This window comes from Aggregatibacter kilianii (assembly GCF_003130255.1).
Classification (GTDB): domain Bacteria; phylum Pseudomonadota; class Gammaproteobacteria; order Enterobacterales; family Pasteurellaceae; genus Aggregatibacter; species Aggregatibacter kilianii.
Map to the genome: position 1 here is coordinate 1,684,262 of NZ_NRCN01000001.1, position 24,614 is coordinate 1,708,875.

Sequence of the window (24,614 nt, forward strand, 5' to 3'; positions counted from 1 at the left end):
TATCATGGTAAAAGCAAAAACGGCGTATGTGTGCAACGACTGCGGCGCGGAATTTTCTCGTTGGCAAGGGCAGTGTTCCGCCTGTAAAGCGTGGAACACCATTACCGAAGTGCGGTTGGTTTCTGCGCCAAATAATAAAGCGGATCGTTTTACCGGTTATGCCGGTGAAACCCGCGCCAAAATCCAAACCTTAGATCAAATTAGCTTGCAAGAAACGCCGCGTTTTAGTAGCGGTTTTAAGGAATTGGATCGCGTATTGGGCGGAGGTGTCGTGCCGGGGAGTGCGATTTTGATTGGCGGCCATCCTGGCGCAGGGAAGAGTACGTTACTGTTACAGGTGATGTGTGATTTGTCACAAAAAATGACCGCACTTTATGTGACCGGTGAGGAGTCTTTGCAACAAGTGGCGATGCGCGCTAAACGCCTCGGGCTACCGCCGGAAAAACTCCACATGCTGTCGGAAACCTCCGTGGAACAAATTTGTCATTTGGCGGATCAGTTAAAGCCACAGATTATTGTTATCGACTCTATTCAAGTCATGCACTTAGCCGATATTCAATCCTCGCCCGGTAGCGTGGCGCAAGTGCGCGAATGCGCTTCTTTTTTAACCCGTTATGCGAAAACCCGTCAGGTCGCGATCGTGATGGTGGGTCATGTGACGAAAGACGGTACCTTGGCAGGGCCGAAAGTGTTGGAGCACGTTATCGACTGTTCTTTATTATTGGAAGGCGAAACCGATTCGCGCTATCGTACGTTGCGTAGTCACAAAAATCGTTTCGGCGCCGTGAATGAATTAGGCGTGTTTGCCATGACGGAGCAAGGGCTGAGAGAGGTAAAAAATCCATCAGCGATTTTTTTAAGTCGTGGTGATGAACAAACCTCAGGCAGTTCGGTAATGGTGCTGTGGGAAGGTACTCGACCGTTGTTGGTGGAAATTCAAGCCTTGGTGGATCATTCCATGTTGGCTAATCCGCGCCGTGTTGCTGTGGGACTAGAACAAAATCGCCTTGCCTTATTGCTTGCCGTGCTACATCGCCACGGTGGTGTACAAATGGGGGATCAGGATGTTTTCGTCAATGTCGTCGGTGGAGTCAAAGTCACGGAAACCGGCGCCGACTTAGCCTTGCTCTTAGCCCTCATTTCCAGCTTCCGCAATCACCCGTTGCCGCAAGATTTAGTGGTTTTTGGTGAAGTAGGGCTGGCGGGCGAAATTCGCCCGGTACCAAGCGGACAAGAACGTATCAGCGAAGCTGCTAAACACGGTTTTAAACGCGCTATTGTGCCCTTTGGGAATAAGCCAAAACATCCGGTAGAAAATATGCAGGTGTTTACGGTGAAGAAGCTTTGGGATGCGATTGGCGTGTTGGATAATTTTTAAAATGGGTTTTGCCCGATATCCATCGGGCGAAATCTAATCTTTAATTTAAAGATAAACGTAAAAATAACGCCAAAATACCGACACCTTACTTTATTACTGAAATTTCCCCTAATTTACGCTAAAATCTTCCCTCAATTTTTAAACTCAACTCAAAATCCCATGGAAAAAAAACTATCCAAAGCTCTCGATGCCATCGACATAAAAATTCTCAACGAATTGCAACGTAACGGAAAAATTTCCAACATTGATTTGTCCAAGAAAGTGGGGTTGTCGCCGACGCCTTGTTTGGAGCGGGTGAAACGCTTGGAGAAACAAGGAGTGATCATGGGCTATCGTGCCTTGTTGAACCCGGAATTATTAGATTCGCCGTTGTTGGTAATTGTGGAAATTACTTTGGTGCGTGGTAAGCCGGATGTGTTTGAAGAATTCAATGTGGCGGTGCAGCAATTAGATGAAATCCAAGAATGCCATTTGGTTTCCGGTGATTTTGATTATTTGCTGAAAACCCGAGTCGCGGATATGGCGGCCTACCGTAAATTGCTCGGCACGACCTTATTACGCTTGCCGGGCGTGAATGACACCCGCACTTATGTAGTGATGGAAGAAGTGAAACAAACTAATTTTTTACAGTTGAAATAGCATACAAGTCGTAACGCATGATTAAACATATTACCGAACATTTTTCGCCAAAATCTTACCTGTTAAATTTACTGCTGGGATTGACCGCACTTTTGGGCCTGTATTTGATTATTGCATGGTCAGGTTATACGCCGTTGGATAGTTCTTGGGCAACCTCCAGTTTTGCGCCTGAAACCATCAATAAAGCGGGTGCATTGGGCGCGTGGTTTGTGGATTTATTTTTTGTTTTTTTCGGTTACATCGGTAATCTGATTCCTTTTATTTTATTTTTTATTCCCGTCTATTTAATTCGTTCTAAACGCGTAAATGAGCTCACTTGGACAAAAGTGAGTCTGCGTTCTTTCGGTTTTATTTTGTTGTTGTGCGGCTTGACGGTGATTTGTACGTTATCGTTGAACAACACCGCAAGTTATCTTGCCGGTGGCGTGTTAGGCGGCAGTTTGACGTTGAATTTATATCCGAGCTTAGGCAAATTCGGGGTGTTGTGTCTTGCCATTGTCTTTTCTGTGATAGGGTTTATTTTTTGCTCCGGCACGTCATTTATTCGTGTGTTAATGCGTTTTTATCAATGGTTGACGATGCAAAACCCACCTGAACCGGAAAAAACGGAAGAGGATGAAGCATCGGAAGCAGTGGAAGAAATCGTCATTAGAGAAGAGGATATTTTGGCTACGCCGTTGGCAGAAAATCTGTCTAATGCCCCAATTGACGATATTGTCGCACCGACAAGTCAGATTAATATCAGCGGTTTGTCAACGACGGCACAAGCAAGTAATGCGGATAAGGTTCAAACTTTTGCGGCAGATGATAAATCGGATGAGTTTGTCGCCTATGATTTTGAACAACAAGAACCGTTGCCGAATGTGAGTATTTCCACCTACAACAGTGAAGTTAACCTGCCGAATCAAGATGATTTTACACCGGTGTGGCAACAGGCCGATGACAATAACAACAGTCAAAGTGCGGTGGATTTTTCACAAGATTTTCACGCTTCAAATTTTGCTACCGATGAGGCGATTCCAAGTGTTTCTTTGGCAAATCCAACTCAAGCGGATGCTGATATTGAAAGCACGGCGGAAAGCGATTTAGCCCGTCAGTTTGCCGCCCAAGAACAACAACGTTTGCAGGAAATGGAAGAGCGAGCCAAGGCTATGGGCGCACAAGAGGTTTATCAACAAATTGTGCAGGAGCAGCCGCAAGAACCCGAGCCGAAACCGCATAATTACAAACCTTATGGCGATTCTTTGGTGCATCCTGTGTTTCAGCAACATAAAAATAAAGTAGAAAAGCCGACTACGCCGTTGCCAAGCCTGGATTTATTGGAACATCATCCAACCCGCGCGCAAGATATTACGCAAGAAGAAATTGTGGAAACTTCACAGCGAATTGAACAACAATTACGCAATTTTAATGTGAAGGCCAAAGTGAAAGATGTCTTGGTAGGGCCTGTGGTGACCCGTTATGAATTAGAGTTGGATCCCGGTGTGAAGGCTTCACGCGTTACCAGCTTAGATACGGATTTAGCGCGTGCATTGATGTTTCGTTCTATTCGTGTGGCGGAAGTGATTCCGGGCAAACCTTATATTGGTATTGAAACACCGAACGATCATCGTCAAATGGTGCCGTTGCGGGATGTGTTGGACAGCGACGAATTCCGTCATTCTAAGGCCTTACTTTCCATGGCATTGGGTAAAGATATCAGCGGCAAGCCGGTGGTCGTGGATCTGGCTAAAATGCCGCATTTATTGGTGGCGGGAACGACCGGTTCCGGTAAGTCCGTTGGCGTGAACACGATGATTCTGAGCTTGCTTTATCGGGTGAAACCGGAAGAAGTGAAGTTCATTATGATTGACCCGAAAGTCGTAGAGCTTTCTATTTATAACGACATTCCACACTTGTTGACGGAAGTGGTGACCGACATGAAAAAAGCCGCTAATGCGTTGCGTTGGTGTGTGGATGAAATGGAGCGCCGTTATAAATTATTGTCGGCAATTCGGGTGCGCAATATCGAAGGATTTAATGAAAAAATTGATGAATATGACGCCTTAAATATGCCGATTCCGAATCCGTTATGGCGTCCCGGCGACTCTATGGATAATTTACCGCCACCGTTGGAGAAACTCAGTTATATCGTTGTGATTGTCGATGAATTTGCGGATTTAATGATGGTCGCCGGTAAACAGGTGGAAGAACTTATCGCCCGCTTGGCGCAAAAAGCCCGTGCGGTCGGGATTCACTTAATTCTGGCAACCCAACGGCCTTCTGTGGATGTGATTACCGGTTTAATCAAAGCCAACGTACCAACCCGCATTGCGTTTACCGTCGCCACTAAAATCGATTCGCGTACGATTCTTGATGCCGGTGGTGCGGAGTCGCTGTTAGGCAAAGGGGATATGCTGTATTCACCACAAGGTTCCACCGAATTGATGCGTATTCACGGTGCCTTTATGACCGATAACGAAGTAGGGCGTGTTGTGGATGATTGGAAAGCGCGTGGCAAACCGAATTATATTGACGGTATTCTTGATGGTGACGAAGAAGAAAATAGTGCAGAGCGCACAGGTGATCGTTCCGGTGAAATTGATGACTTATTTGATGAAGTCGTAGAATTTGTCGTCAGCACCGGCACGACTTCTATTTCCGCCATTCAACGCCGTTTCCGCGTGGGTTTCAACCGTGCCGCTAACATTATGGAACAGTTGGAAGAACAAGGCATTGTTTCCGCCGCACAAAACGGCAAGCGTGAAGTGTTGGCGCGTGGAGCGGATTATTAGAATTAATCGATTCTTTTGATGTCAAATTGTTACTTTATTTTTCTTGCCTTTTCAGCCGTCTGTAAACGGAGAGAGAAAAGGCAATCGGTTTAAACAAGGAATTTAATCATATGAATAAAATGCTCCAAAAACTCACCGCACTTTCCCTTCTGGGTATGGCATCTCTTGCTTGGGCAAATGCCGATGTTGAGCTACAAAATCGCTTAAACAAAGTGGATGTGTTGAGTGCGGACTTTGCACAAACCGTGATGTCGGCGAATGGTAAAAACGTACAACAAGGCAACGGCAAATTACAAATTAAGCGTCCGAATTTGTTCCGCATGGACACCAAATCCCCGCAAGAAACACAAATTATTGCCGATGGACAAACCCTTTGGTTTTATGATCCGTTTGTGGAACAAGTTACGGCCAATTGGGTAAAAGACGCGGTGAATAATACGCCGTTCGTGTTGTTGACTAGCAACGATAAAAGCCATTGGGCACAATATTCCGTTGAGCAAAAAAGCGATACTTTTGTATTAAAACCAAAAGCGAAAAACAGTAATATCAAGCAATTTGATATTCGTATTGATGAAAGCGGCGTATTAAAAGGGTTTAGTACCATTGAGAAAGACGGGCAATCCAATCAATATGTGTTGCGTAATATTTCCAATCAAAATTTAGATAGTGCATTGTTTAAATTTAGCGTGCCAAAAGGCGTGGAATTGGACGATCAACGCAAAAAATAATCGGAATTAACGATGTCCAACTTCAGCTTTGATTTTAACGAAAATGATTTCCGCCCACTCGCCGCAAGAATGCGTCCAACTACATTGGTGCAATATTGCGGTCAGTCGCATTTATTGGGTGAAGGCAAACCGTTACGCAAAGCCATTGAGGCGGGATACGTCCATTCCATGATTTTCTGGGGGCCGCCCGGCACCGGAAAAACCACTTTGGCAGAGATTATCGCTCAACGCATTAACGCTGAAGTGGAGCGAATTTCTGCGGTCACCAGTGGCATTAAAGAAATTCGTGAAGCCATTGAAAAAGCCAAACAAAACAAATTGGCGGGTCTGCGCACCATTTTGTTTGTGGATGAAGTTCACCGTTTCAACAAAAGCCAGCAAGATGCGTTTCTGCCACATATCGAAGACGGTACCATTATTTTTATTGGCGCCACCACAGAAAATCCTTCCTTTGAATTAAATAACGCGCTACTTTCCCGCGCACGGGTTTATATTCTCAAACCACTTTCTACGCAGGAAATTGAACGCGTTTTGCAACAGGCGATCGACGATCAGGAAAACGGCTTGGGCAAAGTGCGGTTAGATTTGCAGGAGAATTTGTTGTCGCTTTTGGCAGAATACGTCAACGGCGATGCACGCCTTGCGTTGAACTGCTTGGAAATGATGGTGGACATGGCCACCGAATCAAAAAACGGCAAAATTTTAGACCGCACTTTACTTATGGAAGTGTTGGGCGAACGGCAGGCGCGTTTTGATAAACAAGGCGATCGTTTCTACGATTTCATTTCCGCGCTGCATAAATCTATTCGCGGATCCGCACCAGATGCGGCGCTCTATTGGTATGCTCGGATTATCACTGCTGGCGGTGACCCGCTTTATGTAGCACGCCGTTTATTAGCGATTGCCTCGGAAGATGTGGGCAATGCTGACCCACGCGCAATGCAGGTTGCCCTTGCCGCATGGGATTGTTTTACCCGTGTCGGTGCCGCCGAAGGCGAACGCGCGATTGCGCAAGCTATTGTCTATTTAGCCGTTGCGCCAAAAAGCAACGCTGTTTACCTCGCCTTCAAAGCTGCGAAAAAACTGGCGACTGAATCTGCTGATTTTGATGTGCCGGAACACCTCCGCAACGCCCCAACCAATCTCATGAAAGACCTCGGCTTCGGTGCCGAATACCGCTACGCCCACGACGAACCCAACGCCTACGCCGTCGGCGAAAACTACTTCCCGCCACAACTCAAAGACACTCAATTTTATTTCCCTACTACAAGAGGCATGGAGATTAAGATTAAGGAAAAGTTGGACTGGTTAAAAGGGCTAGATCAGGAAAGTCAGACGAAACGATATAAATAGCATCCCTACTTTCTTGCTTGTGCAAGACAATTACAAGTCAACAGCTCGGATGAAAACCCACTAACGCCTGATAAAAGTGTGGTGAGTTTTAGAATTAGTTTTTGACCTGAAAACACCCGAAAATTAGACCGCACTTTAGAGAATAATGTACTAATTAAATAGATTCCCCCTATAAATTGCCCGAACGTGGGTTAATTTTTAGGAAAATTTCGCGTGTTTGAGCGAAGCGAGTTCGAAATTTTTCGTAAAGAAAATTAATCCTAAGAGAGGATAAGCAATTTATCCGGGGTGTGCTTTCTTTTGGTTACTTTTCTTTGCACAAGCAAAGAAAAGTGACAATAACAAAAAGGCTACTCCCAACGAAATAGCCTTTCCATTCAATAAGATTCAATTAAATCTTCAAACTACAAATACCCAAACATCCCTGTGAAGATATACCCAAAGATACAGGACGTAATCACCCCGATTAATCCAGGAAGGATGAAACTGTGGTTGATCACGAATTTACCGATGTGGGTGGTGCCGGAGCGGTCGAATTGAATCGCCGCCAAGTCGCTTGGGTAAGTCGGTAAAATGTAGTAACCATAACAAGCAGAAGCGAAGGCGAGGATGATTGCCGGATCAACACCGATATTTAATGCTAATGGTACGAAGGCAACCAAAGCGGCAGCTTGAGAGTTTACGAATTTGGAGATTAATAACAACATCACCGCGTAAGTCCAAGGGTGGGCTTTTACAATGTCACCTAATGCCGCTTTCATCATCGGGGTGTGAACGGTGAACATGGTTTCCGCCATCCAAGAGATACCGAATACCGCAACTAACGCAATCATACCGGAACGGAAAATCTCGTTTTTACTGATTTTACCGGCATCGGTTTTGGTGAAGATGATGATGAGCGCACCGGCTAATAACATGAAGATTTGGATAACATGAACCATGCCTAATGGGGCTTTTTTCTTCACACTGTCTTTTAATACGATAGTAGCGTTGGCAATGGTGTCGGATTTATCACCGACGGTGATGACGACGTTGTTATCTTGTGCGGCTAAAGTTTGAGTTAACGCGCCTTTAGCGTCATAAATTTCAATATTGTCATAAGCGGTTTTGGCTTTTGCTTTGCTGTCTTTTACATCAAGAGCCACTTTACCGTCTTTAGCAAGTGCGAGGATTTTGCCGTCTTTCACATTGAAGCTTTGTACCGCTTTGTTATCGGAAACCACTTCAACCACTTGCGCAGGTGTGGATTTTTCAAAGGACGGACGTAATTCTTTGAAGTAACCCAATGCAGCAACCACTAAAATGGCACCGAAGAAAATCCACATGGCATTCCAGCTAGATTGCGGCAATTTTTTGTCAAGTAAAGAAGTGCTGTCGCCATACACATATTTTTTGAACTCAGGATCTTTTAATTTTTCTTGGAATTCTTTGTCCTTATCCAAATCTTTACCGCGGAACCAACTGAAAATACCGATGGCTAATACGCCGCAAAGGGTGGATGGCACGGTGATTTTTAATAAGTCTAAATAACCGTCGAAACCGGCTAAGTGATTTTGTGCATTGACTAAGAACGCAGTTAATGTCACCACAGCCACGGACACAGGGGAGGCGATGATACCCATTTGTGAAGCGATGGAACTGGCCGCCATTGGGCGTTCCGGACGGATGTCATTTTTAATAGCGATATCATAAATAATCGGCAACATGGTATAAACCACATGGCCGGTACCGCAAAGAATGGTGAGGGTACAAGTGACGAACGGTGCGAGAATACTGACATATTTCGGGTTTTTGCGTAGTAATTTTTCCGCAATTTGCAACATTACATCTAAACCGCCGCTGGCTTGTAATGTAGCGGACGTGACTACTACGGCAAGGATGGTGAGCATAACATCAATGGCAGGTTTGCCCGGTTCGATACCGAAACCGAAAACCAATACGATTAAGCCGATTCCACCTAAAAGACCTAATGCAATACCGCCTTTTTTGGCCCCGTAGAATAAACAAATTAAGACGATCGCAAGCTGAATAGCGAATTGCGAGCCTTCACTTAAGTTAATTAGAAATTCCATAGATACTCCAGAAAATAACTTCATTTTGTGCTTAGAAAATCGGCGCTAGTCTAACATTAAAACTACTTCTTAAGTAGTAGAATTATGCAGTTCATTGCGTTAAATCAAAATTCCTTGCATTAAGAATTCAATGACGGTGGAAACTAAAATACTTAATCGACGTTTATAAACATTTTTCGCCGAGAGAAAAACACCGCCAAAAACGACCGCACTTTAGTCCATGTTTTCACTAGTCTATTTGGTTAATACGATATAGAATAAATGTATTTTTAGTCACAGAATAAAGGTAACCATTATGATCGATCCGAATTTACTTCGTAATAATCTGGCAGAAGTCGCGGAAAAATTAAAAATTAAACGAGGTTTCACGCTTGATGTTGTAGCTATTACCCAATTAGAAGAACTACGCAAAGCCTTGCAGGTGAAAACCGAAACCTTACAGGCCGAACGCAATGCCCGCTCCAAGGCCATTGGTGCTGCGAAAGCGCGTGGCGAAGACATCGCACCATTGTTGGCAGAAGTGGATCACATGGGAGAAGAATTAGAGCTGGGCAAGGTAGAACTTGAAAAAGTGCAAAATGCTTTAAATGATATTGCGTTAAACATTCCTAATATTCCTGCCGATGAAGTCCCGTTGGGCAAAGACGATAGCGACAATTTAGAAGTTTCCCGTTGGGGCGAGCCACGTAAATTTGATTTTGATATATTCGATCACGTTAGCCTTGGCGAGAAATTGCAAGGATTGGACTTCGCCGCTGCGGTGAAATTAACCGGTTCCCGCTTTGTCGTCATGAAAGGACAGATTGCTCGATTACACCGTGCAATTTCGCAATTTATGCTGGATTTACACACCGAACAACATGGTTACACCGAAGCCTATGTGCCTTATTTAGTGAACCACGATACCCTTTATGGTACTGGACAGCTTCCAAAATTCGGTGAAGATTTATTCCACACCAAACCGTTGGAAGGTCAGGACCCAAATGAAGTACAACGTACTTACGGCTTAATTCCGACCGCAGAAGTGCCGGTAACCAATTTAGTACGTGGTGAGATTCTAGAAGCGGAAAATCTGCCGTTAAAAATGACCGCACATACGCCGTGTTTCCGTTCCGAAGCAGGCTCTTACGGACGTGATACCCGCGGCTTAATTCGTATGCACCAATTTGACAAAGTAGAATTGGTACAAATCGTAGAACCGGAAAAATCCATGGAAGCCTTGGAAGAACTTACCGGCCACGCAGAAAAAGTGTTGCAATTACTTGGCTTGCCATATCGTAAAGTGTTGCTTTGCACCGGCGACATGGGCTTTGGCTCTTGCAAAACCTATGACTTGGAAGTGTGGGTACCGGCGCAAAATACCTACCGTGAAATTTCTTCCTGCTCTAATATGTGGGATTTCCAAGCGCGCCGTATGCAAGCCCGTTGCCGTTCAAAAGGCGACAAGAAAACCCGCTTGGTGCACACCTTAAACGGTTCCGGCTTGGCTGTCGGCCGTACTTTGGTTGCAGTGTTGGAAAACTATCAAAATGCCGATGGTTCTATTACTGTGCCGGAAGTCTTACGTCCTTATATGGGCGGCTTGGAAGTGATTGGAAAATAAACCATCTATCCGTTTTAAAAAATGTTAAAAAAAATGACCGCACTTTGAGAGTTCAAAGTGCGGTCGTTTTTTTAGCTGTTTTCACTACTTGTTGTCTTCTTCGTTACCATTTTTCAAAGTAGAGAAGTAGTTCGCCAAAATCGGGCCGGAAACGTTGTGCCAGAAACTGAACACGGCGCTTGGTACGGCAGCGATTGGGTTCAAATGCGCAGTGGCAAGTGCCGCGCCTAAACCGGAGTTTTGCATGCCTACTTCAATGGCGATGGCTTTGCTGTCGTAGTTATTTAATTTGAGTAATTTGGCAGCCATAAAGCCGATGAGGTAACCCAAACAGTTGTGCAACACAACCACACCGAAAATCAATAAACCGGAGTCGATGATTTTGTCTTTGCTTCCGGCGACCACTGCAGCAAGAATTAAGACAATCGCGATGACGGAAACCAAAGGCATGGTTTGGCTGATTTGCGACATTTGTTTTTTGAACAAGGCGCGAATCACCAAGCCTAAGAAAATTGGGAAAAGCACCATTTCTAATACGGAAACGAACATCGCCGTAGCGTTAATTTCGATCCATTGGCTGGCCAACACATAGAAAATCACCGGCGTTAATAACGGCGCCAACAAGGTGGAAATGGTGGTGCAAGCCACGGAAAGTGCGGTGTTACCACGGGCTAAATAAGTCATCACGTTAGACGATGTACCACCCGGGCAGGCGCCGACGAGAATCACACCGGCGGCCAAATCGTCCGGCAGATTCAATGCTTTTGCTAGGACAAAAGCGATGGATGGCATGATCACAAATTGTCCGACTACGCCGACAATGACGGCTTTTGGATGTTTCGCGACTTCACTGAAATCGTTAAAAGTGAGCGTAATCCCCATGCCGAACATCACGATGCCGAGCAAGTAAGGAATATATTGACGAAGCCATAAAAAGGTTGCCGGCGAGAGAAACGCGAGGAGGGCGAAAAGTAGCACCCAAAGCGCAAAAGTTTTGCTGACAAATTGGGTAAATTTAAGCAATGCTTGCATAAAATGTCCTTAAATTGAAATACGGGTAGTGAAAAAAGATAGTCAACATAGCAGAAAATAGGCGTAATGAAAAAATATTTTCTGCCTCAAAGAGGCGAAAACGTGAATTTATTTTATTTTCGTAAATAAATTCACGTTTTTTAGTGATGAAAAAAAACGCTGTCAAAAATGACCGCACTTTACGACATTATGTAGCAGTTGCACAAAGCTGAAATGACGGTCACTGAGCTTGTCGAAGTGTAAGTCATTTCAGATTCTCTGATACACAAAACTAATGCTTCGACAGGCTCAGCAAGCGTTTTGTGCATTTGCTACATAATATCGGCACTTTAACGAAACAAACGCCCCCAAATCTCTCGCACAAACGCCCGTTCTGCACAAAATTCCGCCCCGTCCACCACAGAGGGTAAACCGAGTAAATTCAAATGGTGAATACGGTTGCGCAGATCCACATAACATTGTTTTAATCGTTCGCTGTCGGCGTCAGAAATCACGCCATATTCTGCCATGATCTCGAAAATCCGCACATTGTCTGACCAACGGGTGAGTGCGGGCTGTTGTGGCGAATGCGCCAAAACCAAATATTGTGCGATAAATTCAATGTCCGTAATGCCGCCTTGGTCGGTTTTAATGTTGAATTGGGCGTCATCATGTTTTGCCAAATGTTCATACATTTTTTCCCGCATTTCGCCGACATCGTGTTTCAGTTGAACTAAGTCACGTGGGGCAGAAAGTACTTTGTGACGAATGGTTTCAAATTCGTCCCGTAGTTTCTGTTCGCCGAACACTGCACGGCTACGCACCAAGGCTTGTTTTTCCCAGGTCCAGGCTTCGTTTAGTTGATAGTTCTCAAAGGCGGAGAAAGAGCAACCAAGCAATCCTGCATCACCGGATGGGCGCAGGCGCATGTCCACGTCATATAAAATCCCGGCGCTGGTATTCATGCTGAAAATACTGACGATTTTTTGGGCTAAACGTAAATAAAATTGGTTGCTGTCGATGACTTTTTTGCCGCCAACGGTTTGACTGTTGCCGGCGGGATCGTATAAGAAGACGAGATCTAAGTCAGATTTATAGCCTAATTCAATGCCGCCCAATTTGCCGTAACCCACCACGAGGAAGTTTTTCTCTCCTTCCGCCAAATGTTCGGGCACACCAAAACGCACGGCGATTTGTTGCCATGCCAAATTGACCACCGCGCCGATAATCGCCTCAGCCAAATAGGTGAGATGATCGCTCACTTTCATTACCGGCAACACGCCGAGAATATCGGCAGCGGCAATGCGGAGCAGGGCTGCGTGCTTAAACTGGCGCAAGCCGTCGATAAATTGTTCTTCGTCATCTTGCGGCAGGCGCAATAAATATTGCTGTAATTCGGAGGCGTACTCGGTAAAGTGCGGTGGATTTCGCAGGGATTTTTGATCGAGCAATTCATCGAGCAAAATCGGGTGGCGCGCCACTTGTTCTGCAATAAATTTTGATTGGGCGCAAAGTTCGATAAGCTGCGTCAAGGCTTGCGGATTCTCTGCCAACAGTTCGAGGTAAGTGGTACGCGTGAGAATTTTTTCAATAATCGTCAAAATCCGTGGCAGTAAAATAGGGCTGTTGGGCGTGTGTAAAACTTGTTGCAACAGGTTTGGCATTAAGCGATTGAGCACTGCCCGCCCGCGCACACCAATGGCATAACGAGGCAATTCGTTGCGAAATTGCAACAGACGATCCAACACCGCATCTTGTTCCTCCTCCGGTACACCGTTTTGTTGCAAAATGCCGAGCAATTCTTGTTCGTCAAAATCCGCTTCGAGGAAATCTTCCCACGCATTTTCCGATATGTTTTCCTCTTGCTCATCGCCAATTAATGACTGAAAAACCGACCGCACTTTGCGCTGATGTTCGTGTAACACGGCGAGAAAATTCGCCCAATCGTGAATCGGGTAGGTGACGGAAACACTTTCTTGTTGCGCACCCCATTGGGTAAATTCCGCGCAGGCGAAGATTAAACGTTGACGATCCAATTCGTTATCGGGCAGTTGTTGGGTTTGTTGATCTTTGATGGCTTGCAGTACATTTTCCGCGCGACGTAGAAATAAATAGGCGTGGCGCAAATCGGATTCCTGTTCGCTGGAAATTAAATTCAGCCTGCTCAGTTCCGGCAATAAATTCAGCAATTCGTGATGCTGTAAGGCAATTTCCCGACCACCGCGAATTAACTGAAAAACCTGTACGATAAACTCAATTTCACGAATGCCGCCCGCGCCCAATTTGATGTTATCGGTGAGGTTGCGGCGGCGCACTTCCCGTTCGATTTTTTGTTTCATCTCACGCAACGCCTGAATCACGCTGAAATCGATGTAGCGACGATACACAAACGGGCGCAATAAATTCTGTAAAACGGCAACATTGGGATCCATTGCTTGCGCACCTAAAATGCGACCTTTAATCATGGCGTAACGTTCCCAATCGCGTCCTTGATCCTGATAATACTGCTCCATGGCGTTAAAACTGAGCGCCAGCGCGCCGCTATCCCCAAAGGGGCGTAAACGCATATCCGTGCGGTACACAAAACCATCGGCGGTGTATTGATCCAACGCGTTAATCAAGCGTTGTCCCAAACGGGTGAAAAACTTCGCATTATCCACGCTGCGGTGTGCCCCCACGGTTTCCCCTTGGCTTGGATAAGTAAAAATCAAATCAATGTCGGAAGAAAAATTCAGCTCAAAGCCACCCAATTTTCCCATGCCGAGAATGTATAACTGCTGTGCGTTGCCCTGCGCATCCATTGGCGTACCCATTTCTTCACAAGCCCGTGCATAAAGCCAATCGCGCGCACCAATAATCAGACTTTCCGCCAGTTGCGACAAGCGAATAAAAACCTGTTCCACCGTGGCGAAATTGAGACTTTGGCAAACACTCAGCTTCACCATTTCACGGGCGCGAAACAGACGTAATTCCCGATAAAGCTGTTCTTCCGTTTGCACATGCTGTAATACCTCATCCAACCGTTCGGTGTACTGGTCACAGTTCTCAAAGTGCGGTAGTTTTTCCCAACATTTTGCTAAAAACGCTGGCTGTTTCTGCCACGCCTCCGCCACAAAATCCGACATCGCCACCGCCACAGCCATTTGCCCAATATTCGTTGCAGGATCTTCTCTTTGTTGTTCGATTTGTTCAAACAAGGTGGAATCGAATTTTTCCGGAAAAGAGTGAATTAAAACCTCTGCGAGAGAACGGAGTTTATCGGTAAATTGAGCAACAAAAGACATGGTGAATCCTTATGAAAAATAGTGCGTAAACTTTAGCATGAAATGGGGCAAATTTCAGGGGAGAAAAAGTGTGATTGGGGTCTCAGAATGAAAAATCGGCGTTAGATGATATGTAATATTTTTGATATTCTTTTTATGAAATCACAAATTATTTTGATGAGAATTTTTCCTATTATTTTAACCTAAAAGGAACTGCGATGAGTAAAAATTCGATTGCGCATGTGCGTCAATCTGATGGATTACAGCAATTACTTATTGATCATCTACTGGAAACCTCTTCTATTTCCGGGCAGCTTGCCGCAAAACTGAATTTAGGTTTGGTTACTCAACAGTTCGACCTTATACGCAATTCCGGCAAAATATTTCTACTTCCTTATTTTTATTTTGGGGTTACAAATGTCTGACATGATTGCCCACGCCCGCCAAGACTCATCAAAAAATTGGCATTCCCATCCCCTGCAAAAACATCTACAAAAAGTCGCCCAACTCGCCAAGCGTTTTGCAGGGCGTTATGGGTCGTTGTTTGCTGAATATGCGGGGCTTTTGCACGATTTGGGGAAATTTCAGGAAGCTTTTCAGAAATATATCCGTAATGCATCCGGCTTTGAAAAAGAAAATGCCCATTTGGAAGATGTCGAATCTACCAAGTTGCGCAAAATTCCGCATTCCACTGCCGGTGCCAAATATGCGGTAGAACGTCTAAATCCATTTTTCGGGCATTTGCTGGCATATCTGATTGCAGGACACCATGCGGGATTAGCGGATTGGTATGACAATGGGAGCTTAAAGCATCGTCTGCAACAGGCAGATAATGAATTGGCGGCGTCTTTGTCGGGCTTGGCGGAGAGCGGTTTGCCCAAAGATTTTTTCCCGTTATCCGATGATGACTTGATGCGGGATTTTTTTGCGTTTTGGGAAGAGGGGGCAAAGCTGGAAGAATTGCATATTTGGTTGCGTTTTCTCTTTTCCTGTTTGGTGGATGCCGATTTTTTGGATACCGAAGCCTTTATGAACGGCTATGCCGATGCGGATACTGCGCAGGCTGCCGGATTGCGCCCCAAATTTCCCGGTTTGGATGAGTTGCACCGACGATATGAGCAATATATGTCGCAACTTCATGAGAAATCAGATAAAGATTCATTCTTAAATCAAGAACGCCATGCCATTTTACAGCAATGTTTTTCTGTCGCAGAAACCGACCGCACTTTGTTTTCTTTAACCGTGCCGACCGGTGGCGGTAAAACTTTGGCGAGCTTGGGATTCGCTTTGAAGCACGCGCTCAAATTCGGCAAAAAACGTATTATCTACGCCATTCCTTTCACCAGTATTATCGAGCAGAACGCCAATGTTTTCCGCAAAGCATTAGGCGATGATGTGGTTTTGGAGCACCACAGCAATTTGGAAGTGAAAGAAGATAAGGAAACAGCGAAAACTCGTCTTGCTACGGAAAATTGGGACGCACCTCTGATTGTTACCACCAATGTGCAACTGTTTGAAAGCCTGTTTGCAGCGAAAACCAGCCGTTGCCGCAAGATTCACAATATTGCCGATAGCGTGGTGATTTTGGATGAAGCCCAGCAGCTTCCGCGCGATTTCCAAAAGTCGATTACCGACATGATGCGGGTGTTGGCGCGCGATTACGGTGTTACCTTTGTGCTGTGCACAGCAACTCAGCCTGAACTTGGCAAAAATATCGACGCATTCGGCCGCACTATTTTGGAAGGCCTGCTGGATGTGCGCGAAATTGTGGCAGACAAAATTGCCTTATCGGAAAAACTGCGCCGCGTCCGCATCAAAATGCCGCTGCCACACGGCGAAACGCAAAACTGGCAGGAAATTGCCGATGAAATCGCCGCGCGTCCGTGTGTTTTGGCGGTAGTCAATACGCGAAAACACGCCCAAAAACTCTTTGCCGCCCTGCCTTCTAACGGAATCAAGCTACATTTGTCTGCCAATATGTGCGCCACACACCGCAGCGAAGTCATTGCGTTGGTTCGCCGATATTTGGCACTGTATCGCGCAGGCAGCCTGCACAAGCCTTTATGGCTGGTCAGCACGCAGTTGATTGAAGCCGGCGTGGATTTGGATTTTCCTTGCGTGTATCGGGCGATGGCAGGGCTGGACAGCATTGCCCAAGCGGCGGGGCGGTGCAACCGCGAAGGCAAACTGCCACAGTTGGGTGAAGTAGTCGTATTCCGCGCCGAAGAAGGCGCGCCCAGCGGCAGCCTAAAACAGGGGCAGGACATTACCGCAGAGATGCTGAAAGCAGGGCTGCTTGACGACCCGCTTTCCCCGTTGGCATTTGCCGAATATTTCCGCCGGTTCAACGGCAAAGGCGATGTGGACAAACACGACATTACAAGACTCTTGACGGCAGAATCATCAAATGAAAACCCGCTGGCAATTAAATTCCGCACCGCTGCGGAACGTTTCCGCCTGATTGATAACCAAGGCGTGACACTCGTTGTGCCGTTTATCCCGTTAGCTTATTCGGAAGCAGACAGCCGTCCGCAAATCGTCAAAGCAAACGAGTTAGACGATTTTTTCAGACGACATTTGGACAGCGTGGAAGTTTCAGAATGGCAGGATATTTTGGACAAACAACGTTTTCCGCAGCCAACCGACAATTCCTTCGGGCAGACCGATCAGCCACCGCTGCCCGAGCCATTTGAAAGTTGGTTCAAATTTTTAGAAAGCGATCCGCTCAAACACAAATGGGTTTACCGCAAGCTACAACGCTACACGGTTACTGTGTACGAACGAGAACTCAACAAGCTATCTGCGAATGCCGTTTTTTCCAGAGCGGGATTGTTGGTGTTAGATAAGGGCCATTACAAAGCTGTACTTGGTGCAGATTTTGATGATACGGCTTGGCGACCTGAAAATTCGGTTTTATGAAATGAAAGCAATTAAGGAGATGATATGAGTTTTATCCTAGAAATCAGCGGTGATTTGGCATGCTTCACCAGGCCTGAGCTTAAGGTGGAGAGGGTAAGCTACCCTGTTATCACGCCGTCTGCCGCCAGAAACATCTTAATGGCAATATTGTGGAAGCCGGCCATTCGCTGGAAGGTCTTAAAGATAGAAATCCTGAAACCGATTCAGTGGATGAATGTCCGCCGTAATGAATTAGGTAGTAAAGCAACACGAGATGCTGAGTGTTTATACATAGATGATTTAAAATATGATGCAAAATCAGATAGTTTTAAACCAAAGTATCGCCAGCAGCGCGCATCCATGCTACTGAAAGACGTCGCCTACCGCATTCACGCTGATTTTGTCATGACAAGTGAAGCGGGCGAGGATGATAACTACGTCAAATTTGCCGAAATGTTCAAACGGCGGGCAAAAAAAGGGCAATATTTCCACCAACCTTATTTGGGCTGCCGCGAGTTTCCCTGCCATTTCAGGCTGCTTGAAAAGGCTGAAGATGGCTTGCCACGCGAAGACATTACCCAAGATTTCGGCTTTATGTTGTACGACATGGATTTCAGCAAATCCGACCCGCGCGATTCCAATAACGCCGAGCCGATGTTTTATCAATGCAAAGCAGTAAACGGTGTGATTACCGTGCCCCCAGCCGACAGCGAGGAGGTGAAACGATGATTTTACATGCGCTCACCCAATACTACCAACGCAAAGCCAAAAACGATGGCGGGGTTGCCCCGGAAGGGTTTGAAAACAAAGAAATCCCGTTCATTATTGTTATAGACAAACAGGGCAAATTTATTCAGCTTGAAGATACTCGTGAGTTGAAAAATAAGAAAAAAGTTGCCCGCATTTTTTTAGTACCGAAAGGTTTGGGCAGGAGTGGTTCAAAATCCTACGAAGTAAGCAATTTATTGTGGGATCACCACGGTTATGTACTTGCCTATGCTGGAGAAAAAGGGCAAGAGCAGGCGGATAAACAGCATGCCAGCTTTACTGCCAAAGTAAACGAATTGAAACAGGTGTTGCCTGATGATGCAGGCGTTGCCGCCGTTGCCGCTTTTCTGGCTTCTTCGGCAGAAAAAAGCAAAGTCATGCAGGCTGCAAATTGGACGGAATGTGCCAAAGTCAAAGGCTGTAATCTCAGCTTCCGCTTGGTGGACGAGGCAGTAGATTTGGTTTGTCAATCAAAGGCGGTTCAGGCATATGTGAGTCAAGCTAATCAGGCACAATCCGATAACGTCCCCAGAGGCATTTGTCTAGTAACGGGCAAACCTGCGCCGATTGCGCGGCTGCATAACGCCGTGAAAGGTGTGAACGCTAAGCCCGCCCCGTTTACATCGGTAAATCTGTCGGCTTTTGAATCATACGGCAAAGAGCAGGGCTTTATCTTTCCTGTGGGCGAACAAGCCATGTTCGAATACACCACCGCCTTAAACACTCTGCTTGCCGGTGAAAATCGCTTCCGTATCGGCGATGTAACAGCCATCTGTTGGAGTGCGAAACCAACCCCGTTGGAAGAGCATCTTGCTTCGCTGATTAACGGCGGCGGCAAAGACAATCCCGATGCCCATATTGATGCGGTCAAATCACTTTATAAAAGCTTGTACAACGGGAAATACACAGAACCCGACGGCAAAGAAAAATTCTACCTTTTAGGTTTATCACCCAATTCCGCGCGCATTGTCGTCCGCTTTTGGTATGAAACCACTGTTGCCGCCTTATCCGAAAGTATTGCAGCGTGGTATGACGATTTGCAGATGGTGCGTGGCGAAAACTCACCATACCCTGAATATATACCGTTACCGCGCCTGCTGGGCAATTTGGTGTTGGACGGCAAAATGGAAAACCTGCCATCTGACCTGATTGCCCAAGTAACAGATGCCGCACTCAACAACCGCGTTTTACCCGTCAGCCTGTTGCAGGCTGCTTTGCGGCGCAACAAGGCGGAACAGAAAATTACCTATGGCAGAGCAAGTCTGCTTAAAGCCTATATCAATCGCGCAATCCGCGCGGGTCGTCTGAAAAACATGAAGGAGCTAACTATGAGCTTAGATAGAAACCGTCAAGACATCGGCTATGTGCTGGGGCGGCTGTTTGCCGTACTGGAAAAAACACAGGCCGAAGCCAATCCCGGCTTGAACGCCACCATTGCCGACCGCTATTTCGGTTCGGCAAGCAGCACGCCGATTGCCGTATTCGGCACATTGATGCGCCTGCTGCCGCACCATTTGAACAAGCTGGAATTTGAAGGACGTGCCGTACAACTGCAATGGGAAATCCGCCAGATTTTGGAACATTGTCAGAGATTTCCCAACCATTTGAATTTGGAACAGCAAGGCCTATTTGCCATCGGTTATTACCACGAAACCCAATTCCTGTTTACCAAAGACGCATTGAAAAACCTGTTTAACGAAGAGAAAACCGCATAAGGAGCAAATGCTATGACTATTGAAAAACGCTACGATTTTGTCTTTTTATTTGATGTGCAAGACGGCAACCCTAACGGCGATCCTGATGCAGGCAACCTGCCGCGTATCGACCCGCAAACCGGCGAAGGTTTGGTAACTGATGTCTGCCTGAAACGCAAAGTCCGCAATTTTATCCAAATGACTCAAAATGACGAACATCACGATATCTTTATTCGTGAAAAAATCATTCTTAATGATTTAATTGCTGAAGCCCATCAGCAAGATGAAGTAAAAGACAAACCAAATGGGAGAGAAAAAACCGAAAGTGCGCGTCAATATATGTGCAAACGCTATTACGATATTCGTACTTTTGGTGCGGTTTTAACGACAGGTGAGAATGCGGGACAAGTTAGAGGTCCTGTGCAATTGACTTTTTCCCGCTCCATTGATCCCATAGTAACACTTGAACATACGATTACTCGTTGTGCGCCAGCCAAAGAGGTTAACCCCCAAAATCCTGAAGATAGTGAAGAAGAAAAAGCAAAGAAAGAACGTGGGAGAATGGGTCGCAAATTCACCGTCCCCTACGGGCTATACCGCTGCCACGGCTTCATTTCTGCCCATTTCGCCAAACAAACAGGCTTTTCCGAAAACGATTTAGAGCTGTTTTGGCAGGCGCTCGTCAATATGTTCGACCACGACCATTCCGCCGCACGCGGACAAATGAATGCACGCGGGCTTTATGTGTTTGAGCACAGCGGCAGCTTGGGCGACGTACCTGCTGATAGCCTCTTCAAACGCATTCAGGTTGCTAAAAAAGATGGAGTGGAAGTGGCAAGGAATTTTGACGACTACCTTGTCAGCGTGGACGATCAAAATCTTGGCGAAACCAAGCTATTGCGTAAATTAGGCTAAAAATGACCGCACTTTTAACCGAAACCCAAGGGGAAAATCAGGACGTGCGCCTGATTCCCCTTTCCGCCTTGCAACACTACGCCTTCTGCCCGCGCCAATGCGCGTTGATTCATAATGAGCAGGCGTGGGCGGAGAACTATTTGACCGCGCAGGGTAAAGCGTTACATGAGCGGGTGGATTCGGGTGAGCCGGAAACGCGAAAGGGTGTGCGCTTTGAGCGGACGGTGCATGTGTCGGCGGAGAAACTGGGCATCAGCGGCGTGTTGGATTTGGTGGAAGTGGACACGAAAACAGGTCGTCTGAAACCCGTGGAATACAAACGCGGCAAGCCCAAACCTGACCCAATGGACGAAATCCAGCTTTGCGCCCAAGGCTTGTGCCTAGAAGAAATGACGGGACAAACCGTCAGCGAAGGTGCGCTGTGGTATATGCAAACCCGCCACCGCGTTCCCATCGTGTTTTCAGACGACCTGCGCGCCCAAACACTCGCCACCATCGCCGCTGTGCGCGAACTCCTAAACAGCGGCCAAACCCCGCCGCCCAACTACGGCAAACGCTGCAAAGCCTGCTCGCTGGCGGAGATTTGCCAGCCGGAGTTGTTGGGGAAACGGGATAGGAGTGTGGGGTATGTGGAGGGGTTGTTTGGAGCGTAGTAGGTTTCAAAAGTCTACGCACATCAATATAGTATAAAAATACTTTCAAATAATACTTTCAAATAATACTTTACATAAGTACTGTTGATTAGTAGAATCCTTTCCAGCCAAATTAACCGTTGGCTAGAAATAAACTTTCAATTTAACCTGATTTAGGAGCAAATATGTTGAATCATATGCATCGAGCAAAAGAGAAAAAAATGGCTTATGTATTACATGTTGAATTTGGATATACCAAACAAGCTATTGCACAACTTATGAAAATTAGTCCGCAACAAATGGGACAGTGGATTAAGGAAGTATCTTATGAATTACAAATACATAAGATGGGACAAGAAATCCAGAAATTGAAGCAAGAGCTAATTTCATTAGGTTATTCTCCTCAAAAACAATTAGGACACGATGTCATCGAATATCTTGAAAAGTGATTTGAGTTTTTATTGAGTTAGGCGAGAGCCTAACCTGTATTATTTAAGTTGTGCTTATGCTGAAGTTTTTCTAAGGTGATTGGAGCCTTGAGATAAATCTCTATAGTAGCCATTAATTTTTATCGAAATTGGAGAATAGAAAATGCCTATTAGTGACTGTCGTGGTGAAAAAACTCGTGAGCAACTTGTTCATGATTTTGAAATTATACCCTTGGCTCATGTCAGATTGTTGAATGGACAAACCAAGGAAAGTTGTGCAGGACCAACTTTAGACAGAGAATACTATGTTTTTAGTTATCAAAATTATGCAGATCAAGCCGATGTTGGTACTTTTGTTTGTGGAATAACTGTTGCTAATGACTTTATTAATTTGATACAAAGGCAAAATCCAGCAGTAAATCGATTGCCTTTATTTGATCCGTTGGCAGGTTTGGGTCAAGTTGGAAATGCAAATAATGCAGGTCGTGCTGGCGCTGGCAGAGGTGCGCAGCAAGTAGCAAATTGGAATCCAATAGCTAAAGAACTCTATGATGCAATAGGTATGATTTGTCTTATGTGGAATTTGGATAATGTTAGCGGAGCATTAGAAAGTGTATTGTTTAATTTAGTTAGCAATCCTACGCAGGTGCCTGATAATTCAGATATACGTCGTATAAATACTATTATTTCAAACCACTTTAATATTAATGTAGGTAATCAGCACGTAGCCAGCTTAGCTTTATGTTTTCAAGATTTTATGGCAGAGCATGGAGAACCTAATCCCCCATTAATACAGTTCCCTAATTTAACGGCACATTTTATTCAAAATGTTGCTAATAATTGGAATTCTATTCCTTACTTTAATGGATAAGTATAGGTCGGGTTATGGCGTTCCGCCTAATCTAACCTATCATTTTTCAGGTAGTCTAACCATTGCCCCAAAAAAGAGCGGTCAAACCCAAGGAGTTTCCCCCATGCGTAAGCTACAAAACACGCTTTACATCACCACCCAAGGCAGCTATCTGCATAAGGAGCGGGAGACGCTGGTAGTGGAGCAGGAGCGTAAGAAGGTGGCGCAGTTGCCGGTGCATTCCATAGGGCATATTTTCTGCTTTGGGAATGTGCTGGTGTCGCCGTTTTTATTGGGGTTTTGCGGTGAAAATAATGTGAATTTGGCGTTTTTTACAGAAAACGGACGTTTCTTGGGACGGCTTCAGGGGCGGCAGAGCGGCAATGTGCTGTTGCGTCGGGCGCAGTATCGGGTGTCAGAGCAAAATCCCGTGCCGATTGCGCGCAATATCATTGCGGCGAAGATTCAGGCGAGTAAGCGGGTGCTTCAGCGGCAGATTGGCAATTATGGCGAGAATGCGGCGATTCAAAGTGCGGTCGATTCTTTGAATATTTCGCTGCGGCAGTTGAAGGGCACGGCGGAGCTGGACGTGGTGCGCGGTATTGAAGGCGATGCAGCGGCGCGTTATTTCGGCGTGTTCGGGCAGCTTTTGAACGAAAAAAGCGGCTTTACTTTTGACGGGCGCAACCGCCGTCCGCCCAGAGACGGGGTAAATGCGCTGTTGTCGTTTGTGTACAGCATTTTGGGCAAGGACATCAGCGGCGCGCTGCAAGGCGTGGGACTGGATCCGCAGGTGGGCTTTTTGCACGCCGACCGGCCGGGGCGCGACAGTTTGGCGCAGGATATTTTGGAAGAATTCCGCGCGTGGTGGGCGGACAGGTTGGTGTTGTCGCTGATTAACCGCGGGCAAATCAAACCGCAGGATTTTGTTACCGAGGCAAGCGGCGCGGTGAGCTTAAAAGCCGATGCGCGTAAGCTATTGTTCCAAGCCTTGCAGGCGAAAAAGCAGGAGAAAATCGTTCATCCGTTTTTAGGCGAAGAAGTGGAAATCGGGTTGCTGCCGTATATTCAGGCAATGCTGTTGGCGCGCCATTTGCGCGGGGATTTGGCGGAATATCCGCCGTTTTTGATGAGATAAACCATGTTAATGCTGATTACTTATGATATTTCTTTTGACGATCCAAACGGGCAAGCGCGATTGCGTCATATCGCAAAACATTGCTTAGATTACGGCGTACGCGCGCAATATTCGGTATTTGAATGTGATGTCACGCCTGACCAATGGGTCATGTTGAAAAACAAACTGTTGGAGACCTACGACCCTACATGTGACAGCCTGCGTTTTTACCATTTAGGCAGTAAGTGGCGCAATAAAGTGGAGCATCATGGGGCAAAAGGGGCAGTGGATGTATTTAAAGACGTGCTTGTCATTTAGTTCGCTAACCTGTTGCTCTCATTAAAACCCTGATGGGATAGCGATCTTTATTTTCTTTAACAATTTGGATAAGTTAATTTATTTGTATAACGGCGGTATGGCCGTTATGCTTACTAAACTCCTTATCATAAAATCAGTTAGCGAAATACAGTGTTTAATCTGCTGATTTTTCT

The 24,614-nt window shown here is 45.9% G+C and carries 19 protein-coding genes; 16 read left to right on the forward strand and 3 right to left on the reverse strand.

The genetic code is table 11. From position 1 onward, the window contains the following. The first annotated feature begins 4 nt into the window (after positions 1-4). The 5 genes from radA to DK428_RS07945 all read left to right on the forward strand — a co-directional run bounded on the left by radA (position 5) and on the right by DK428_RS07945 (position 6,872). Complete coding sequence (gene radA, locus DK428_RS07925) at positions 5-1,378, forward strand: DNA repair protein RadA (RefSeq protein ID WP_109063553.1); 1,374 nt, start codon at positions 5-7, stop codon at positions 1,376-1,378. Positions 1,379-1,537: 159 nt separating this feature from the next. After that, positions 1,538-2,017, forward strand: a complete 480-nt coding sequence (gene lrp / locus DK428_RS07930; RefSeq protein ID WP_065295544.1) for a leucine-responsive transcriptional regulator Lrp — start codon at positions 1,538-1,540, stop codon at positions 2,015-2,017. A gap of 17 nt (positions 2,018-2,034) precedes the next feature. After that, positions 2,035-4,791 carry a DNA translocase FtsK gene (locus tag DK428_RS07935; RefSeq protein WP_109063554.1) on the forward strand — a complete coding sequence of 919 codons (2,757 nt, stop codon included), beginning with the start codon at positions 2,035-2,037 and terminating at the stop codon, positions 4,789-4,791. Between the two features lie 110 nt (positions 4,792-4,901). Continuing rightward, a complete protein-coding gene (lolA, locus tag DK428_RS07940; protein WP_109063555.1) occupies positions 4,902-5,519 on the forward strand; it encodes an outer membrane lipoprotein periplasmic chaperone LolA in 618 nt (205 codons plus the stop codon). A gap of 12 nt (positions 5,520-5,531) precedes the next feature. Continuing rightward, complete coding sequence (locus DK428_RS07945) at positions 5,532-6,872, forward strand: replication-associated recombination protein A (RefSeq protein ID WP_109063556.1); 1,341 nt, start codon at positions 5,532-5,534, stop codon at positions 6,870-6,872. A 404-nt stretch (positions 6,873-7,276) separates the two neighbouring features. Here the strand turns inward: DK428_RS07945 and DK428_RS07950 are convergent, their stop codons facing one another. After that, positions 7,277-8,944: an anaerobic C4-dicarboxylate transporter gene (locus DK428_RS07950; RefSeq protein WP_109063557.1), complete on the reverse strand. Its 1,668-nt coding sequence runs from the start codon at positions 8,942-8,944 to the stop codon at positions 7,277-7,279. A 295-nt stretch (positions 8,945-9,239) separates the two neighbouring features. Here DK428_RS07950 and serS point away from each other — a divergent pair, with 295 nt between their 5' ends. Next, complete coding sequence (gene serS, locus DK428_RS07955; protein ID WP_109063558.1) at positions 9,240-10,547, forward strand: serine--tRNA ligase; 1,308 nt, start codon at positions 9,240-9,242, stop codon at positions 10,545-10,547. A gap of 84 nt (positions 10,548-10,631) precedes the next feature. Here serS and DK428_RS07960 read toward each other — a convergent pair whose 3' ends face one another. Further along, complete coding sequence (locus DK428_RS07960; RefSeq protein ID WP_109063559.1) at positions 10,632-11,579, reverse strand: bile acid:sodium symporter family protein; 948 nt, start codon at positions 11,577-11,579, stop codon at positions 10,632-10,634. 329 nt (positions 11,580-11,908) lie between these two features. Then, on the reverse strand, positions 11,909-14,842 hold the full coding sequence (glnE, locus tag DK428_RS07965) for a bifunctional [glutamate--ammonia ligase]-adenylyl-L-tyrosine phosphorylase/[glutamate--ammonia-ligase] adenylyltransferase (protein ID WP_109063560.1): 2,934 nt from the start codon (positions 14,840-14,842) through the stop codon (positions 11,909-11,911). A 197-nt stretch (positions 14,843-15,039) separates the two neighbouring features. Between glnE and DK428_RS11815 the strand changes: the two genes are divergently transcribed. The 10 genes from DK428_RS11815 to cas2 all read left to right on the forward strand — a co-directional run bounded on the left by DK428_RS11815 (position 15,040) and on the right by cas2 (position 24,441). Beyond that, positions 15,040-15,246 carry a CRISPR-associated protein Cas3 gene (locus DK428_RS11815; protein WP_239493757.1) on the forward strand — a complete coding sequence of 69 codons (207 nt, stop codon included), beginning with the start codon at positions 15,040-15,042 and terminating at the stop codon, positions 15,244-15,246. Beyond that, positions 15,239-17,740: a CRISPR-associated helicase Cas3' gene (cas3, locus tag DK428_RS07975; RefSeq protein ID WP_109063561.1), complete on the forward strand. Its 2,502-nt coding sequence runs from the start codon at positions 15,239-15,241 to the stop codon at positions 17,738-17,740. The genes DK428_RS11815 and cas3 overlap by 8 nt, the downstream gene beginning before the upstream one ends. 24 nt (positions 17,741-17,764) lie before the next feature. Then, a complete protein-coding gene (gene cas5c, locus DK428_RS07980) occupies positions 17,765-18,448 on the forward strand; it encodes a type I-C CRISPR-associated protein Cas5c (protein WP_109063562.1) in 684 nt (227 codons plus the stop codon). Beyond that, positions 18,445-20,202 (forward strand): type I-C CRISPR-associated protein Cas8c/Csd1, encoded by a 1,758-nt coding sequence (gene cas8c / locus DK428_RS07985; protein ID WP_109063563.1) that lies wholly within the window; start codon positions 18,445-18,447, stop codon positions 20,200-20,202. Before cas5c ends, cas8c begins: the two co-directional genes overlap by 4 nt. A gap of 12 nt (positions 20,203-20,214) precedes the next feature. Further along, entirely contained in the window at positions 20,215-21,096 is an 882-nt protein-coding gene (gene cas7c, locus DK428_RS07990; RefSeq protein WP_109063564.1) for a type I-C CRISPR-associated protein Cas7/Csd2, read from the forward strand. Between the two features lie 2 nt (positions 21,097-21,098). Next, positions 21,099-21,749 carry a CRISPR-associated protein Cas4 gene (cas4, locus tag DK428_RS07995; RefSeq protein ID WP_109063565.1) on the forward strand — a complete coding sequence of 217 codons (651 nt, stop codon included), beginning with the start codon at positions 21,099-21,101 and terminating at the stop codon, positions 21,747-21,749. 164 nt (positions 21,750-21,913) lie between these two features. Then, positions 21,914-22,177: a hypothetical protein gene (locus tag DK428_RS08000; RefSeq protein ID WP_109063566.1), complete on the forward strand. Its 264-nt coding sequence runs from the start codon at positions 21,914-21,916 to the stop codon at positions 22,175-22,177. Between the two features lie 142 nt (positions 22,178-22,319). Then, on the forward strand, positions 22,320-23,027 hold the full coding sequence (locus tag DK428_RS08005; RefSeq protein ID WP_109063567.1) for a hypothetical protein: 708 nt from the start codon (positions 22,320-22,322) through the stop codon (positions 23,025-23,027). 103 nt (positions 23,028-23,130) lie between these two features. After that, entirely contained in the window at positions 23,131-24,144 is a 1,014-nt protein-coding gene (gene cas1c / locus DK428_RS08010; RefSeq protein WP_109089985.1) for a type I-C CRISPR-associated endonuclease Cas1c, read from the forward strand. 3 nt (positions 24,145-24,147) lie between these two features. Next, positions 24,148-24,441: a CRISPR-associated endonuclease Cas2 gene (gene cas2 / locus DK428_RS08015; protein ID WP_109063569.1), complete on the forward strand. Its 294-nt coding sequence runs from the start codon at positions 24,148-24,150 to the stop codon at positions 24,439-24,441. Positions 24,442-24,614: the final 173 nt, after the last annotated feature.

What these genes read in the sequence shown, in the direction of transcription:
- radA (WP_109063553.1), top strand. Translation starts at nt 5, where the DNA reads ATGGTAAAAGCAAAAACGGCGTATGTGTGCAACGACTGCGGCGCGGAA.
- lrp (WP_065295544.1), top strand. Translation starts at nt 1,538, where the DNA reads ATGGAAAAAAAACTATCCAAAGCTCTCGATGCCATCGACATAAAAATT.
- DK428_RS07935 (WP_109063554.1), top strand. Translation starts at nt 2,035, where the DNA reads ATGATTAAACATATTACCGAACATTTTTCGCCAAAATCTTACCTGTTA.
- lolA (WP_109063555.1), top strand. Translation starts at nt 4,902, where the DNA reads ATGAATAAAATGCTCCAAAAACTCACCGCACTTTCCCTTCTGGGTATG.
- DK428_RS07945 (WP_109063556.1), top strand. Translation starts at nt 5,532, where the DNA reads ATGTCCAACTTCAGCTTTGATTTTAACGAAAATGATTTCCGCCCACTC.
- DK428_RS07950 (WP_109063557.1), bottom strand. Translation starts at nt 8,944, where the DNA reads ATGGAATTTCTAATTAACTTAAGTGAAGGCTCGCAATTCGCTATTCAG.
- serS (WP_109063558.1), top strand. Translation starts at nt 9,240, where the DNA reads ATGATCGATCCGAATTTACTTCGTAATAATCTGGCAGAAGTCGCGGAA.
- DK428_RS07960 (WP_109063559.1), bottom strand. Translation starts at nt 11,579, where the DNA reads ATGCAAGCATTGCTTAAATTTACCCAATTTGTCAGCAAAACTTTTGCG.
- glnE (WP_109063560.1), bottom strand. Translation starts at nt 14,842, where the DNA reads ATGTCTTTTGTTGCTCAATTTACCGATAAACTCCGTTCTCTCGCAGAG.
- DK428_RS11815 (WP_239493757.1), top strand. Translation starts at nt 15,040, where the DNA reads ATGAGTAAAAATTCGATTGCGCATGTGCGTCAATCTGATGGATTACAG.
- cas3 (WP_109063561.1), top strand. Translation starts at nt 15,239, where the DNA reads ATGTCTGACATGATTGCCCACGCCCGCCAAGACTCATCAAAAAATTGG.
- cas5c (WP_109063562.1), top strand. Translation starts at nt 17,765, where the DNA reads ATGAGTTTTATCCTAGAAATCAGCGGTGATTTGGCATGCTTCACCAGG.
- cas8c (WP_109063563.1), top strand. Translation starts at nt 18,445, where the DNA reads ATGATTTTACATGCGCTCACCCAATACTACCAACGCAAAGCCAAAAAC.
- cas7c (WP_109063564.1), top strand. Translation starts at nt 20,215, where the DNA reads ATGACTATTGAAAAACGCTACGATTTTGTCTTTTTATTTGATGTGCAA.
- cas4 (WP_109063565.1), top strand. Translation starts at nt 21,099, where the DNA reads ATGACCGCACTTTTAACCGAAACCCAAGGGGAAAATCAGGACGTGCGC.
- DK428_RS08000 (WP_109063566.1), top strand. Translation starts at nt 21,914, where the DNA reads ATGTTGAATCATATGCATCGAGCAAAAGAGAAAAAAATGGCTTATGTA.
- DK428_RS08005 (WP_109063567.1), top strand. Translation starts at nt 22,320, where the DNA reads ATGCCTATTAGTGACTGTCGTGGTGAAAAAACTCGTGAGCAACTTGTT.
- cas1c (WP_109089985.1), top strand. Translation starts at nt 23,131, where the DNA reads ATGCGTAAGCTACAAAACACGCTTTACATCACCACCCAAGGCAGCTAT.
- cas2 (WP_109063569.1), top strand. Translation starts at nt 24,148, where the DNA reads ATGTTAATGCTGATTACTTATGATATTTCTTTTGACGATCCAAACGGG.